Source organism: Bradyrhizobium sp. CCBAU 11386 (assembly GCF_028128955.1).
GTDB lineage: Bacteria > Pseudomonadota > Alphaproteobacteria > Rhizobiales > Xanthobacteraceae > Bradyrhizobium.
The window spans coordinates 35,322-48,817 of the sequence record NZ_LBKA01000217.1 but is presented as its reverse complement, the minus strand read 5'-3'; the positions used below and the strand labels follow the sequence as shown (position 1 = coordinate 48,817).

Genomic DNA, 13,496 nt, shown 5'->3' with positions numbered 1-13,496 from the left:
ACCCCAACCGGAAGTCGGGAGCATGCCGCGACATCACTGTAGCGGGCCAGTTCACGAAGTGAGACCATGGCCGGCGCGTCAAAGCTAGCACTTGATTTCCTGCTGCGAGGGGCGACAATGACGCTGCGCCAGCTTCCGGTACCGAACGTCATATAAGACGGGGAAAACCCCGCTTGGCCACGGCAATACTGTCGCTGCGCGGGAGGGACCGTTATGACGGTGGGGTCCATGCGCTGGCTGCAGCGCCGACACGATCCAGGCCGCCGGTCGTATCGCCGTTGGGAACGATGTAATCGCGCCGCTGCGCTGCGAAGAATTCACTCTGTTTCGCGGCGAACTCGCCACCACGGCGCTGCAGGTGGAACACCAACAAATGATCATCGAGCCGACGTATTGCGCAGGCGACAACGTGTGCATGCGTTGAACCACGGAGGCGCGATAGGCTGAAAGGGGCCCCAAGCCGGCGCAAGACCGGCCGAAGGGCATTAGCTCAGACACACCGAGGGAGGGATGCATGACGACATTAACCCGACGTAACGTCCTCAAGGGCGGTGCCGCGCTTGCGGGCGGCATGGCCGGCATCCTGGCGACCGGCAGGGCGCCCGCCTATGCGCAAGCCGCCACGGTGCACTGGCTGCGCTGGACCGACTTCGTTCCGGCGTCAGATCAGCTTCTGCGCAACGAAATCGCCAAGGAGGGCGAGAAAGCGCTCGGCATAAAGCTCAATATCGAGACCATCAACGCCAACGATATCCAGGCCCGCATCACCTCGGCGATCCAGTCGGGGTCAGGCCCCGACGTCGTCTGCGTCCTCAACAATTGGGGGCAACTTTACGGCGAGAGCGTCATGGACGTCAGCGACCTCGCTGAGGCACTCGGCAAGAGCCAGGGCGGCTTCTACGAAACATCCCGCGCGGTCGCCAATGACGGCAAGAAATGGATCGCAGTGCCGTGGTGCATCGTCGGCCTGCAGATCGCATACCGAAAGTCCTGGTTTGCCGAGATTGGCTACACGGATGGAAAATTTCCCCAGACGTGGGAAGAGTATCGCGAGGCCGGCAAGAAGCTGAAGGCAAAGGGACGGCCGATCGGCCAAACGCTCGGTCACACCTTCGGCGATGCGCCCGCCTTCACTTACCCCTACCTGTGGTCCTGGGGCGGCAAAGAGGTCGAAGCGGACGGCAAGACGGTTGTGCTGAACAGCCCGGCAACGGTCGAGTCGGTGAAGTTCATGGTGGCCTTCTGGAAGGACGCCCACGATGAAGGCGGGCTCGCCTGGGACGATTCCAACAACAACCGCGCTTTTCTGTCCGGGACGTGCAGCGCCACGCTCAATGGCGCCTCGATCTACATCGAGGCCCTGCGCAAGCCGGATACCTACAAGACGGAGGCAGGCGGACAACTGAAGGACGACATCCTGCACGCCGCGCTGCCCAAGGGGCCCGGCGGGCAATTCAGCTATCACGTCCCGTTCTCGAATCTCCTGATGGGTTATTCGAGGAACCAGGATGCGGCGAAGAAATTCCTTGGCTGGATTCACTCCAAGGACGTCTACAACAAGTGGTTCGTCTCCCAGAAGGGCTTCTCGGTCGGCCCGACCACGGATTGGGAAAAGCACAAGCTGTGGGGCGACGACCCGATCATGCTGCCCTACAAGCAAGCGGCGCGCACAGGGCGCTTCGCTGGCTACCAGGGGCCCTCTACGCGCAAGGCAGCCGAGGTCGTAACCAAGTACATCATCATTGATATGTACGCAAAGGCCGTCCAAGGCATGCCCGCCGAGGATGCCGTGAAGTGGGCAGAGGCTGAGCTCAAGAAGGTCTACGTCTGAGGTTAAGCCGTCCCCCTCCCCATTTTTCGTGGGGAGCAAGGGAATCTTCCGGCCGACGAGGATCGAACATGGCGATAAGCGCGGTTTCCACCACCACGCTCCGCGAGGCGCCCCCTCCCAGGCGACAACGTTTGCTCGAAGACGAGCGCTGGCTGGCGTTCGTGCTGCTGGTGCCGACCATCGTGCTGCTCGGCATGTTCATTGCCTATCCCTTCATTCGAGGGATATTGCTGTCGGTCACCAACTCGCGCGTCGGTATGCCCGGCGACTTCGTTGGCCTCGCCAACTTCTACAAGATCTTCAATGACGGGATTTTCCGCACCGCCGTTTACAACACCTTCCTCTATACGGGCGTGACCACCGTCTTCAAGCTGGCGCTCGGGCTGTGGCTGGCCATGCTGCTCAACCGTAATTTCCGCGGCAAGGCTTTTACCCGTGCTTTCATCCTGCTGCCTTTCATTATCCCGACCGTGCTCTCGACTTTCGCCTGGAAGTGGATGTTCGACCCGACGTTCAGCGTTCTCAATTGGCTCCTCTACCATTTCGGCTTGATCACCGGTCGGATCAATTGGCTGGGCGATCCGGACCTCGCCATGATCTCGATTATCATCGTCAACATCTGGCGTGGGGTGCCGTTCTTCGCCATCAGCCTGCTCGCCGGCCTGCAGACCATCAGTCCCGAACTCAACGAGGCCGCCGCCATCGACGGCGCCAAGCCGTGGCAGCGGTTCTGGCACATCACCTGGCCGCTGCTGCTGCCCGTGACCATGGTCGTGGTGCTGTTCTCAGTGATTCAGACGTTCGCCGACTTCCAGATCGTCTATGTGATGACGGGCGGCGGACCGGCCAACGCAACGCATTTGTTCGCCACCTACGCCTATCAGATCGGTATCGGCACCGGCCTCTTGAGTGAGGGCGCCGCCATCTCGCTCGCAATGTTTCCGGTCCTGTTTCTGGTCGTCATCATCCAACTTCTCTACATTCGCCGGGTGGAGGTCCGCTGAGCCATGATCGAAGGCGCAAGGTGGCGAAAGTGGGTGTTCTTCTACGTCCCCATGGCGCTGTTCCTGCTTTTCCTGCTGTTCCCGTTCTACTGGATGGTGATCACTTCGGTGCGGCCGGACGGCGAGCTTTACCGGCCCTGGAATTCGGTCAACTACAATCCGTTCTGGACCTGGAAACCGACCTGGGACCATGTCAGGTACCTGTTCGAGGAGACGCTATTCGCATCGTGGCTGTGGAACACGACGTTCATCGCGCTCGCCTCAACCGCTATCTCGCTCGTGTGCGGCGTGTTCGCCGGCTATGCTCTGTCGCGGCTGAACTTTCCATTTGCCGGCAGTCTGGGCACCGGCATCTTCATTACCTATCTGGTACCCCAAACGCTGCTGTTCATTCCGCTGGCCGAGATCATCCGCAACTATCGGCTGGGTGACACGCCCTGGTCGCTGATCCTGACCTATCCAACCTTTCTTATTCCGTTCTGCACCTGGCTGATGATGGGCTACTTCAAGGCCGTGCCCAGGGAGCTCGAGGAATGCGCGCGCATTGACGGCGCCTCGCGCTGGCAGGCTATGCTCTACATCGTCATCCCGGTGGCGATCCCGGGCATCCTCTCGGCCGGCATCTTCGCTTTCACGCTGTCGTGGAACGAGTTCATCTATGCGCTTGTCTTCCTGTCCTCGCCTGAGCAGAAGACCGTGCCGGTCGGCGTCACATCAGAGCTGATCCGTGGCGATGTTTTCTACTGGGGACCGCTGATGGCTGGGGCCCTGCTTGGATCGATACCGGTTGCGATCGCCTATTCGTTTTTCGTCGAGCACTACGTCGCGGGATTGACCGGGTCGGTGAAGGGCTGACAGCACCAGCGATCAAGGGGATTCGAAGGCGCGAATGCAGACTGCGCATAGGCCGTTGCGAGGCAGGTGGAAGCGAATGGGCCAGGTCGTCCTCAAGGGGATCAACAAGTTCTTTGACAACGTGCACGCTGTCAAAGACGTCAATCTGCAAATCCGCGACAAGGAGTTCGTGGTGTTCGTCGGGCCCTCCGGCTGTGGCAAGACGACGACGCTCAGGATGATCGCCGGGCTGGAAGCAATCAGTTCCGGCGACATTTCCATCGACGGCAACGTGGTCAATGGATTGGCGCCCATGGACCGCGACATCGCCATGGTGTTCCAGAACTACGCGCTGTACCCGCATATGAGCGTGTACGACAACATGGCGTTCGGCCTGAAGATGCGCAAATTCGAAAAGCCCGAGATTGACAAGCGCGTGCACGAGGCGGCCGACATCCTCGGCATCGGCGAATTGCTAAAGCGCAGGCCACGCCAGCTCTCAGGCGGCCAGCGCCAGCGCGTGGCGTTAGGCCGTGCCATCGTGCGCCACCCCCGCGTGTTCCTGTTCGACGAGCCGCTGTCGAACCTCGATGCCAAGCTGCGGGTGCAGATGCGCGTTGAGCTGAAGAAGCTGCATCTGCGTCTCGGCACCACCGCCATTTACGTTACTCACGATCAGGTCGAAGCCATGACGCTGGGTGACCGGGTCGTCGTCATGAAAGACGGCGTGGTGCAGCAGGTGGGGGAGCCGCTCGAGCTGTATAATCAGCCTGCCAACAAGTTCGTCGCCGGCTTCATCGGCTCCCCGGCCATGAATTTCGCCGCCGTTACGGTGACCGAAGCGAACGGATCGCTGATCGCCGAGAACTCCGGCCTGCGCGTCAAGCTACCGGACGAGATCGCGCAGCGGCTGCGCGGCCATATCGGACGCGAGGTCATTCTCGGCGTGCGGCCTGAGGACCTCACCGTGGCAGGTAGCGTCGATCTCGACCACCCGTGCTTCGATGCCGTGATTGAGGTGGTCGAGCAACTCGGCTCGGAAATCCTGCTCGATATGAAGGTCGGCGAGAGTATCATGGTGGCGAGCGTCGAGCCGACCGCGAGGGTGAGTGTGGGCGACAAGCTGCGCGTTGCCATGCGGCCTTCCAGGCTTCACGTCTTCGACGCGCAGACCGAGGCGGCCATCTAACGCCGGCAGTTGGCCAATTTTCCACTGGTGAGGGGAATTCGCTCAGAACCGGCGACCTCCCTGTCACCAGCTTCGATGACGCCCGGAGAGCGCGAAGGCACTTGGCCTAACTATTCCCGAGTCCTTCTTGCTGCGTGCTGACGAGGTGATTGATGATGCCATTTGCTGCGGTACCGGAGTCCGTTATTGGCCCACAAGCGAAGTCAGGCTATGTCCGCTTCCCCGCCGCTGTCGGGAGGATGGCAGACATGAAGTGCGGCGTGGTTAATGGGTACACGCCCTAGAAACTTCCGCGGTCGCGCCGAGTTGCCAATTCGGTGAATGTCTCCATCCCGGAGCTGGCACATGGGCGATCGCAGGTTGCGAAGGACGATGATGAGCGCCCGGTCGGTCGACCGCGCCCGGGTATTCTGCATCGTTCTGATCCTTGTTCTGGCGGCAGCACCCGCCTTCGCGGCCGAGATCAGCGCGGACGCCATCAATTCCGCCGAGCCATCGAAGAAAACTCTCTCGAACGAGAAGCCGGACCCGGCGGGCGTGCGGTTGCAAGTGCTCCTGGACAGGGCGCATTTCTCGCCCGGCGAGATCGACGGCAGGTTCGGCGAGAACGCGAAGAAGGCGCTGCGCGCCTATGCGGAAGCCCGGCAGTTGCCGGGTTCGGAGGCTCCGACGGAGGAGGTCTGGAAGGCGCTGCGGGCGGACGAGCGGCCGGTCACGCTGAGCTATACCATCACGGAGCAGGACGTGTCGGGTCCTTTCCTGAAGAAGCTGCCGCCGAAGATGGAGGACATGAAGGACATCCCGAAGCTCGGCTTCACCAGTCCGCGCGAAGCCCTGGCCGAGAAATTTCACATGAGCGAGCAGCTCCTGGCGGCGCTCAATCCCGGGCGCCGTTTCGACCGGGCCGGCGAGACCATCGCCGTCGTCGACACTGCGAGCGCAAGCGAGGGTGCGCCTGCAAAGGCAGACAGGGTCGAAGTCGACAAGGTCAGGCAAACCGTAAAGCTGTTCGACACGACGAATGCGCTAATCGGTTTCTATCCGGCGACTGTGGGAAGCGAAGACAAGCCGTCGCCCTCGGGCACGCTCAAGGTTACCGAAGTCAACAAGAATCCGCTCTATCGCTACAATCCCGCTTATCACTTCAAGGGCGTCCATTCGCGCAAGCCCTTTACCATCAAGCCCGGTCCGAACAATCCGGTTGGAACGGTGTGGATCAACCTGTCCGCCGAAGGCTACGGCATTCACGGCACGCCTTCGCCGGACAAGATCTCCAAGGCGGAATCTCACGGCTGCGTGCGTCTCACCAATTGGGACGCCGAACGTGTCGCTGGTAGCGTCGCGAAAGGTACGCCGGTCGCCTTTGTGGAGGGCGCCAAGTGAGGGGCGCTCACGCGGCGGTCACCGACCCAGGGCAACGCGTGCGTTTTCGGATTTCGGAATAGTCGCATAATGCCACTGTTTTGCCCGACGTGTCAAAGCACTCTGACGCGCGCAAAACACCAACGAAAACAACCCTCCGGCTACTGTGCATGGGGTTGTTTTCGCGGTTTTTGATCGGGCGGGCGGACCCTGTCCGATTTTGCAGGGCGACCGGCTCTCGCCTCAGGCCCCGCAGACGATCACGCCGTACCAGCCGAGGCCCCGATAGGTCTCGTAGCCGGGTGTCGCATGGAACGCGATCATCGTGCCCGAGCGGTCGTGATAGAAGCCGGAGCGCTGGCCGTTCAGTGACAGCGAGATGCGCTCGCTCAAGATGCCCTGGCCGTCGGAGGCCGCGATGACGCGGAAATTGGAGTCGACCAGCAGCACGCGGGCCTTGTCGCTGTCGCCGACGCGCACGCCCTGGACGATGGCGCGGGCCTGCGGCTCCCAGTCGAAATGGATGGCGAGCACGCCGATCGGCGCGCCGTTGGCCTGGCCGCCGGCGCGGACGCTGGCGCAATAGGTCGCGACCTGCGCGTTGCCGAGCAGCGGCTGGTTCTCGACGTCGCCGGCGACATAGTCGTCGCCGGAGCGCAAGGTCCGCGCCTCACGAAACCATTTGGTGTGGGCGACGTTCTGGCCGACGACGCGAAAGCGGTCGGCGCGGCCGTTGGCGATGACGTTGCCGTCGAGGTCGCAGAGCCAGAGGTCGAGATAGACGGTGTAGGCGCCGAGGATGACGCCGAGGCGCTGCGAGGCATAGGTGACCGCGGCCGGAGCAGGCGAGGCGGCGCAATCGACCACGGCGGAATCGGTCGCCCACCAGCGCACGTCGCAGGTGCGTTCATAGAGGTTGCGGTCGATCAGCTCGACGGCATTGAGCGACAGGTCGACCATGCGCTCGCCGCGCGAGCGCTGGCTCATGCGGTCGATCGAGGCGACGAGATCGCCGGTACGTTTCGTCAATTGGGTTTCGAGTTCGCGCGCGATGGTCTCGACCTGCTGGCCGACGCCGCGCACCTCCTGTGCCACCACCGCGAAGCCCGCGCCTTGCGCACCGGCGCGCGAGCTCTCGATCAGCGCATTCAGCGCCAGCATCTTCATCTGGTTGGTGATCTGCTGGATCGCCTTGGTCTTGTCGACCGCGATCTGGTTGACCTCCGCGGTGAGGCGGTTGATCAGCGCGGAAATGTCGGAATCGTCGTCAGCGGGTTCGGACGTGGTCGGCTTGGCTTTCAGACCCAGCGCAGCAGACATCGGGGAGTTCCCTTGGCAATGAGGCCTGATCTGCAATGAACCCGGAACAATCGCTTACAGATCGAATACGATTCTTTTTCGAGGATTCCGCCTAACGCCTGCTTAATTTGCTGTTCGGCGGAATGCCTAAATGATAGTCACTCCGGCCTGTCGGCCGGCCATCCACCGCTTTGTGCCCCCCAGCCGTTGCAAATTGCCGGGGTTTCCCGGCCAATCCCCTTAAGCCAGTGACCGGGCGCCCAGCGTGATCGCCCGAACCTCGAGTTCCCAACGGACAGCCGCTCGTCATGACGCCGCCCGCCACCGCCTTGCCCGTCGAAGCGCCCCAGGCGTTCCTGGGGGTGACGCGCTCGCTCACCGACAAGCTCTGGCGCGACCGGCTGGACGCCCGCGGGGCGGCCAGGGCGCTGGCCATCGTACAGCGCCACCAATTGCCGGAACTGCTGGCGCGGGTGCTGGCGGGGCGCGGGGTCGATATCGACACTGTGCCCGACTTCCTCGACCCGACCATCCGAAAGCTGCTGCCGGACCCCTTCACGGTGACGGAAATGGAGGCCGCCTCCAAGCGGATCGCGGATGCGGCGCAGAAGGGCGAGAAGATCGCGATCTTCGGCGACTACGACGTCGACGGCGCGACCTCGGCGGCGCTGCTGGCCTGGCACCTGCGCCATTGCGGGCTCGATCCGCTGATCCACATTCCCGATCGGATTTTCGAGGGTTACGGGCCCAATACCGAAGCCGTGCGGGCGCTGGCCGCGAAGGGCGCCACGCTGCTCGTCACCGTCGATTGCGGCACCACGAGCATCGAGCCGCTGGCCGAGGCCAAGCGCCTCGGCATGTCCGTCGTCGTGATCGATCATCATCAGGCCGGCACGGAGCTCCCTGAGGTCGACGCACTGGTCAATCCGAACCGGCTCGACGATCTCTCCGGCCTCGGCCATCTCGCCGCCGTTGGGCTGGTGCTGGTGACGCTGGTCGCGGTCAACCGCGAGCTGCGCCAGCGCGGCTTCTGGACATCCGAGATGCCCGAGCCTGATCTCTTGGGCATGCTGCATCACGTCGCGCTCGGCACGGTCGCCGATGTGGCGCCGCTGATCGGACTCAACCGCGCCTTCGTCGCCAAGGGGCTGATCGCGATGCGGCGGCGCGACCATGTCGGCCATACCGCGCTGATGGATGTGGCGCGGCTCAATGGCCCGCCGGAGGCCTGGCATCTCGGCTTCATGCTGGGCCCGCGCGTCAATGCCGGCGGCCGCATCGGCCGCGCCGATCTCGGCGTGCGGCTCTTGCTCGAAGGCGACAGCGTCGAAGCCGCGCGGATCGCCGCCGAGCTCGATCGCCTCAATACCGAACGCCGCGTCATCGAGCAGACCGCCGAAGCACAGGCCGAGGCCGAGGCGCTCGCCTCGATCGGTCTGGAGGACAAGCTCGGCGTCATCGTCACGGCGTCCGAAGGCTGGCACCCCGGCGTGGTCGGCCTCGTCGCCTCCCGCCTGAAGGAGAAGTTTTCGCGACCCGCCTTTGCCATCGCACTCGAACCCGGCGGCATCGGCACCGGCTCGGGCCGCTCGATCGCCAGCGTCGACATCGGCAAGGCGGTGCGGCAGGCGGTCACCGACGGCATCTTGCTGAAAGGCGGCGGCCACGCGATGGCCGCGGGCGTGACGCTGCGCAAGGAGAAGCTCGCCGAATTCCGCGCCTATCTCGAAAATGCGCTGGCGCGCGACGTCGCCGAGGCACGCCACGTCAACGAGCTCTATATCGACGGCGCGGTCTCCGCGCGCGCGGTGACGACGGAGCTTGCGACCACGCTCAACCGCGCAGGGCCCTTTGGCAGCGGCAATCCGGAAGCCGTGCTGGCGCTGCCGGCGCACCAGCTCGTCTATGCCGATGAGGTCGGCCAGGCGCATCTGCGTCTACGCTTCAAGTCGGGCGACGGCGCCATCGTCAACGGCATCGCGTTCCGTTCGGTCGGACAAAAACTCGGCAATGCGCTGGTCGCCAATCGCGGTCAGCAACTGCATGTCGCGGGATCGTTGTCGGTCGACCGTTACCAGGGCGCCGAGCGCGTGCAGTTCCGCGTCATCGACGTCGCGCTACCGGACCAGGGGCCGTCCGTGATTAAGTAGCGGCCTCAAAAAACAAGAAAGGGAGTGAACATGGCAGGGCAGGTTGAGGGCAAGGTCGCGCTGGTGACGGGCGGCGCCTCCGGCATCGGCGAGGCGATCGTCGAGCTGTTCGCGCGCGAGGGCGCGACCGTCATTGCAACCGACATCGACGAGCTGCGCGGCCCCGAGCTCGCCAGGCGCATCACCAAGGCCGGCGGCAAGGCGATCTTCCTGGAGCAGGACGTCACCAGCGAGGAGCGTTGGATCGAGATCGTCGCCGAGATCGCGAAGCGCTACGGCCGGCTCGACGTGCTCGTCGCCAACGCCGGCATCGGCATTGCCGTGCCCTCGATCGTCGACATGACGCTCGGTGACTGGCGCAAGCAGAACGCGATCAATCTCGACGGCGTGTTTCTCTCGGTCAAGCATTGCCTGCCCTTGATGCGCAAGACCGGCGGCGGCTCGATCGTCATGATGTCCTCGCTGGCGGGCCTGCGCGGCTCGCCAGGGCTGTCGGCCTATTCGGCCACCAAGGGCGGCGTGCGGCTGTTTGCGAAATCGATCGCGATGGAGTGCGCGGCTGTGGGCGACGGCATTCGCGTCAACTCCGTTCATCCCGGCATCATCGACACCCCGATCTGGGGCAAGATCCCGACGGGGGCGACCGGCAACCAGGGCAACGCGCCGATCGATCCGGAGGAGCGGGCCCGGGTCGTCACGCCGCTCGGCCGCGCCGGGCAGGCTGCGGAGATTGCCTCTGGCGTGCTGTATCTGGCGTCAGATGCCTCGCGCTACGTCACCGGCAGCGAGCTCGTGATCGACGGCGGCATGAACGCCGGCGGCGTGCCGCGGCGGCAATAGGCCGCCGCGCGGGTTGCGAAGGGCAGGGTGGCGCCGGCAGGGGCTGACGCGCAGGCGCCAGCCCTGTAGAAGGCGAGGAGCTTTCGACCGACAGGGGTTTCCTTCGCCATGGCGCACAGCCTTCACTCTTCGTCATCCACGCCAGCGCCATTCCGCTCGAACCGGCCGGACCTTGCCACCGACGCGATCCGCACCGCGCGCGAGGACCTCGCCGCCTGCTTCCGCATGGCCGCGCGCAACGGCTTTGAGGAGGGCATTTGCAACCATTTCTCGGCCGTCGTGCCGGGCCATGATGATCTGTTCCTGGTCAACCCCTACGGCTATGCCTTCCGCGAGCTGACCGCGTCAAAGCTGCTGATCTGCGACTTCCACGGCAACGTGCTCGACGGCGAGGGCGTGCCCGAGGCGACGGCGTTCTACATCCACGCCGAGATGCACAAGCGCCTGCCGCGCGCCAAGGTCGCGTTCCACACCCACATGCCCTATGCCACGGCGCTGTCGATGACCGAGGGCGATCCGCTGATCTGGGCCGGGCAGACCGCGCTGAAATTCTACGGCCGCACCGCGGTGGACCGCGACTACAACGGCCTTGCGCTCGACAACCGCGAAGGCGCGCGGATCGCGTCCGCCGTCGGCGATGCCGACATCGTCTTCATGAAGCATCATGGCGTGATGGTGCTGGCGCCGACCATCGCGGAAGCCTGGGACGATCTCTATTATCTCGAACGCGCCGCCGAGGTGCAGGTGCTGGCGATGTCGACGGGGCGCAAGGTGCTCGCCGTCGATCCTGCGATTGCGGCCGAGACCTACAAGCAGATGCGCGAGGGTGATTCCGAATCCGCGCGATTGCACTTGGCTGCGGTTCGCAGGCAGCTGGATGCAGAGGAGCCGCAGTACCGGCACTGACCCCAACCGCCGTCATTCCGGGGCGCGCGAAGCGCGAGCCCGGAATCCATCGCGCAGCAAGCCAGGCGGACCAATGGATTCCGGGCTCGCGCCACGTGGCGCGCCCCGGAATGACAAAGTGAGAGAGCGGGCGCTACGACCCCCGCCGCAGCCTCGCCAGCACCTTCAACCCGCCATAGCCGTCCGCCGGTGTGATCCCCGCGCGTTGCTGGAAATCCTTGATCGCCTTCATCGTATCGTTGCCGACGCGGCCGTCGGTGCCGCCGGTGTCGAACCCGGCCTTGGTCAGCCGCGTCTGCATCTCCTGCACCTCGGCAAGCGTCAGCGCGCGTTCGGAGCCGGGGAAGGGCTGGATGAAGGGCGGCGCGCCCAGGCAGCGGTCGCCGAGATGGCAGATCGCCAGCGCATAGTTCATCGAGGGGTTGTAGCTCTTCACCGAGTAGAAATTCGGCCCGAGCAAAAAGGTCGGCCCCCCCACGACCGGCGTCCACATCTGTGCGCTCGCGGAGGCTTGCGGAAACGGCTGGCCGTCGGCGCGGGTGACGCCGGCCGCCTGCCATGCCGCATAGGTGCGGCTGCCGCTCATGTCGCCGGATGCACGCACCTCGTAGCCCCAATGCTCGCCGCGGTGCCACTTGCCGCGATTGACGAGGTACTTTGCCGTCGAGCCCAGCGCGTCGTCGGGCTTGCCGAATGGCGAGACCTTGCCGTCGCCGTCATAGTCGATGCCGACATTGAGCCAGACTTCCGGCATCCATTGCGAATGCCCCATCGCGCCGGCCCAGGAGCCCTTCATCTCCTCCGGCGTGCTCCAGCCCTTGTCGACGATGCGCAGCGCGTTGATCAACTCGGTCTCCCAATAGGCCTTGCGGCGCGGCTCGTTCCAGGCGAGCGCGGCGAGCGAGGGAAACACCGGCGTCATATGGTTCTGCTGCACCAGCGGATCGCCATAGGCGGACTCGACGCCCCACAGCGCCAGCAGCGTGCCGCGCTCGACGCCGAAGTCGCGCTCGATGCGCGCGAGCAGGGCCTCGTTGTTCTTCAGCGCGATCTTGCCGTTGATGATGCGCCAGTCGGAGACGCGGCGGTTGATGTATTGCCAGACCTGCTCGTGGAATTCGGGCTGGTTGCGCATCTGCTTGAACACGCTCATGTCAGGCTCGACCCGCGCCATCGCGCGCTGCCAGGTCGCGGCCGAGATGCCCTTGGCCATTGCACGTGCGCGAAAAGACTCGCGCCATTCGTCGAAGCCTGGCGGCGCGGCGAGGGCGCAGGTGGGTGACGCGACGAGGGCTGCCGCGCCGAGCGCAGATTTCAGCAAGGTGCGGCGGGTGGGCGTGGCCGAGGAATCAGCTTGTTTCATGGACACATTGTAGCGGGAAACAAGGCTCCTGTGAGTCGGTTCCTGGAACAGGAGGAACAGCCTATTGCCCCGGCGTTCCCCGGAACAAAGCCTCGCACCCCGCATTCCCCCTGCACGCAATCGAGGAGGACAACATGCGGAAATATCTGCTGGCCGCCGCTCAGTTCCGCGCGTTGTCTGCTCATCGAGAATTCGGGGTGTAATGAAGATACGCGCGCATGCGGAAAGCCACGTCGTCGAACTCGATGACGGATCGCAATGGCAGATTTTCCCCGGCGATCTCGCGACCACGCTGAGCTGGAAGCCCGAAACCGATCTGCGTCTGGAGCGCAGCATCGGTCGGGTGAGCTCGCATGTGCTGGTGAATGCCACGGACCAGAGCCGCGTCCGGGTGATCGCCGCAGGCGAGAGCTGGCCCGACGGCGAGGTTAAGAAAGCGTTGAAGGATGGCTGAGCCACCTCCGCGCGAGGCGGCAAATCTCCCATTTTCGGTCAGCCGCTTTACGGTCGGTTCGCTCTTGTCCTGCAAAAATGCCCGCATGCGGGAGCTGTTCGACATCATCCGTGCCAATCCCTGGCCGTTCGGCGCAGGACTGTTCGTCGTGATCCTGATGATCATCGCGGAAAACTTTGGTCGCGGCATTCAGGGCGACGGCGCCGTCAGCGACTTCTCGGATGCCGATGGCGGCGATGGAGGCTGCGGCGACTAGGGTTGGCC

Annotated in this window: 13 protein-coding genes; 10 read left to right on the top strand and 3 right to left on the bottom strand. The window is 64.1% G+C overall.

Features of this window, described 5'->3' with window-relative positions:
• Positions 1–211: 211 nt before the first annotated feature.
• A complete protein-coding gene (locus XI09_RS18305) occupies positions 212–370 on the bottom strand; it encodes a hypothetical protein (RefSeq protein WP_271568068.1) in 159 nt (52 codons plus the stop codon).
• A 144-nt stretch (positions 371–514) separates the two neighbouring features.
• On the opposite strand from XI09_RS18305, the gene XI09_RS18300 reads away from it, so the two are divergent.
• From XI09_RS18300 to XI09_RS18280, 5 genes are all read left to right on the top strand, one after another.
• Complete coding sequence (locus tag XI09_RS18300) at positions 515–1,831, top strand: ABC transporter substrate-binding protein (RefSeq protein ID WP_271568067.1); 1,317 nt, start codon at positions 515–517, stop codon at positions 1,829–1,831.
• Positions 1,832–1,899: 68 nt separating this feature from the next.
• Positions 1,900–2,835 carry a carbohydrate ABC transporter permease gene (locus tag XI09_RS18295; protein WP_092185352.1) on the top strand — a complete coding sequence of 312 codons (936 nt, stop codon included), beginning with the start codon at positions 1,900–1,902 and terminating at the stop codon, positions 2,833–2,835.
• Between the two features lie 3 nt (positions 2,836–2,838).
• Positions 2,839–3,690 (top strand): carbohydrate ABC transporter permease, encoded by an 852-nt coding sequence (locus XI09_RS18290; RefSeq protein WP_092185350.1) that lies wholly within the window; start codon positions 2,839–2,841, stop codon positions 3,688–3,690.
• Between the two features lie 76 nt (positions 3,691–3,766).
• Entirely contained in the window at positions 3,767–4,858 is a 1,092-nt protein-coding gene (locus XI09_RS18285) for an ABC transporter ATP-binding protein (RefSeq protein ID WP_271568066.1), read from the top strand.
• Positions 4,859–5,233: 375 nt separating this feature from the next.
• Positions 5,234–6,241: a L,D-transpeptidase family protein gene (locus XI09_RS18280; protein ID WP_271568070.1), complete on the top strand. Its 1,008-nt coding sequence runs from the start codon at positions 5,234–5,236 to the stop codon at positions 6,239–6,241.
• A 222-nt stretch (positions 6,242–6,463) separates the two neighbouring features.
• On the opposite strand, the gene XI09_RS18275 is transcribed toward XI09_RS18280, so the two are convergent.
• Complete coding sequence (locus XI09_RS18275) at positions 6,464–7,540, bottom strand: methyl-accepting chemotaxis protein (RefSeq protein WP_271568065.1); 1,077 nt, start codon at positions 7,538–7,540, stop codon at positions 6,464–6,466.
• A 287-nt stretch (positions 7,541–7,827) separates the two neighbouring features.
• Here XI09_RS18275 and recJ point away from each other — a divergent pair, with 287 nt between their 5' ends.
• From recJ to XI09_RS18260, 3 genes are all read left to right on the top strand, one after another.
• Positions 7,828–9,669, top strand: a complete 1,842-nt coding sequence (gene recJ, locus XI09_RS18270) for a single-stranded-DNA-specific exonuclease RecJ (protein WP_271568064.1) — start codon at positions 7,828–7,830, stop codon at positions 9,667–9,669.
• A 30-nt stretch (positions 9,670–9,699) separates the two neighbouring features.
• On the top strand, positions 9,700–10,509 hold the full coding sequence (locus tag XI09_RS18265) for an SDR family NAD(P)-dependent oxidoreductase (RefSeq protein WP_271568063.1): 810 nt from the start codon (positions 9,700–9,702) through the stop codon (positions 10,507–10,509).
• A gap of 108 nt (positions 10,510–10,617) precedes the next feature.
• Entirely contained in the window at positions 10,618–11,415 is a 798-nt protein-coding gene (locus XI09_RS18260; protein ID WP_027542653.1) for an aldolase, read from the top strand.
• Between the two features lie 133 nt (positions 11,416–11,548).
• Here the strand turns inward: XI09_RS18260 and XI09_RS18255 are convergent, their stop codons facing one another.
• Entirely contained in the window at positions 11,549–12,778 is a 1,230-nt protein-coding gene (locus XI09_RS18255) for a lytic murein transglycosylase (RefSeq protein WP_271568062.1), read from the bottom strand.
• A gap of 202 nt (positions 12,779–12,980) precedes the next feature.
• Here XI09_RS18255 and XI09_RS18250 point away from each other — a divergent pair, with 202 nt between their 5' ends.
• Together XI09_RS18250 and XI09_RS18245 are read left to right on the top strand one after the other, a co-directional pair.
• Entirely contained in the window at positions 12,981–13,232 is a 252-nt protein-coding gene (locus XI09_RS18250; RefSeq protein ID WP_271568061.1) for a hypothetical protein, read from the top strand.
• Positions 13,225–13,488 (top strand): hypothetical protein, encoded by a 264-nt coding sequence (locus XI09_RS18245; RefSeq protein ID WP_271568072.1) that lies wholly within the window; start codon positions 13,225–13,227, stop codon positions 13,486–13,488. The genes XI09_RS18250 and XI09_RS18245 overlap by 8 nt, the downstream gene beginning before the upstream one ends.
• Positions 13,489–13,496: the final 8 nt, after the last annotated feature.

What these genes read in the sequence shown, in the direction of transcription:
- XI09_RS18285 (WP_271568066.1), top strand. Translation starts at nt 3,767, where the DNA reads ATGGGCCAGGTCGTCCTCAAGGGGATCAACAAGTTCTTTGACAACGTG.
- XI09_RS18245 (WP_271568072.1), top strand. Translation starts at nt 13,225, where the DNA reads ATGGCTGAGCCACCTCCGCGCGAGGCGGCAAATCTCCCATTTTCGGTC.
- recJ (WP_271568064.1), top strand. Translation starts at nt 7,828, where the DNA reads ATGACGCCGCCCGCCACCGCCTTGCCCGTCGAAGCGCCCCAGGCGTTC.
- XI09_RS18290 (WP_092185350.1), top strand. Translation starts at nt 2,839, where the DNA reads ATGATCGAAGGCGCAAGGTGGCGAAAGTGGGTGTTCTTCTACGTCCCC.
- XI09_RS18275 (WP_271568065.1), bottom strand. Translation starts at nt 7,540, where the DNA reads ATGTCTGCTGCGCTGGGTCTGAAAGCCAAGCCGACCACGTCCGAACCC.
- XI09_RS18250 (WP_271568061.1), top strand. Translation starts at nt 12,981, where the DNA reads ATGAAGATACGCGCGCATGCGGAAAGCCACGTCGTCGAACTCGATGAC.
- XI09_RS18300 (WP_271568067.1), top strand. Translation starts at nt 515, where the DNA reads ATGACGACATTAACCCGACGTAACGTCCTCAAGGGCGGTGCCGCGCTT.
- XI09_RS18255 (WP_271568062.1), bottom strand. Translation starts at nt 12,778, where the DNA reads ATGAAACAAGCTGATTCCTCGGCCACGCCCACCCGCCGCACCTTGCTG.
- XI09_RS18260 (WP_027542653.1), top strand. Translation starts at nt 10,618, where the DNA reads ATGGCGCACAGCCTTCACTCTTCGTCATCCACGCCAGCGCCATTCCGC.
- XI09_RS18280 (WP_271568070.1), top strand. Translation starts at nt 5,234, where the DNA reads ATGAGCGCCCGGTCGGTCGACCGCGCCCGGGTATTCTGCATCGTTCTG.
- XI09_RS18295 (WP_092185352.1), top strand. Translation starts at nt 1,900, where the DNA reads ATGGCGATAAGCGCGGTTTCCACCACCACGCTCCGCGAGGCGCCCCCT.
- XI09_RS18265 (WP_271568063.1), top strand. Translation starts at nt 9,700, where the DNA reads ATGGCAGGGCAGGTTGAGGGCAAGGTCGCGCTGGTGACGGGCGGCGCC.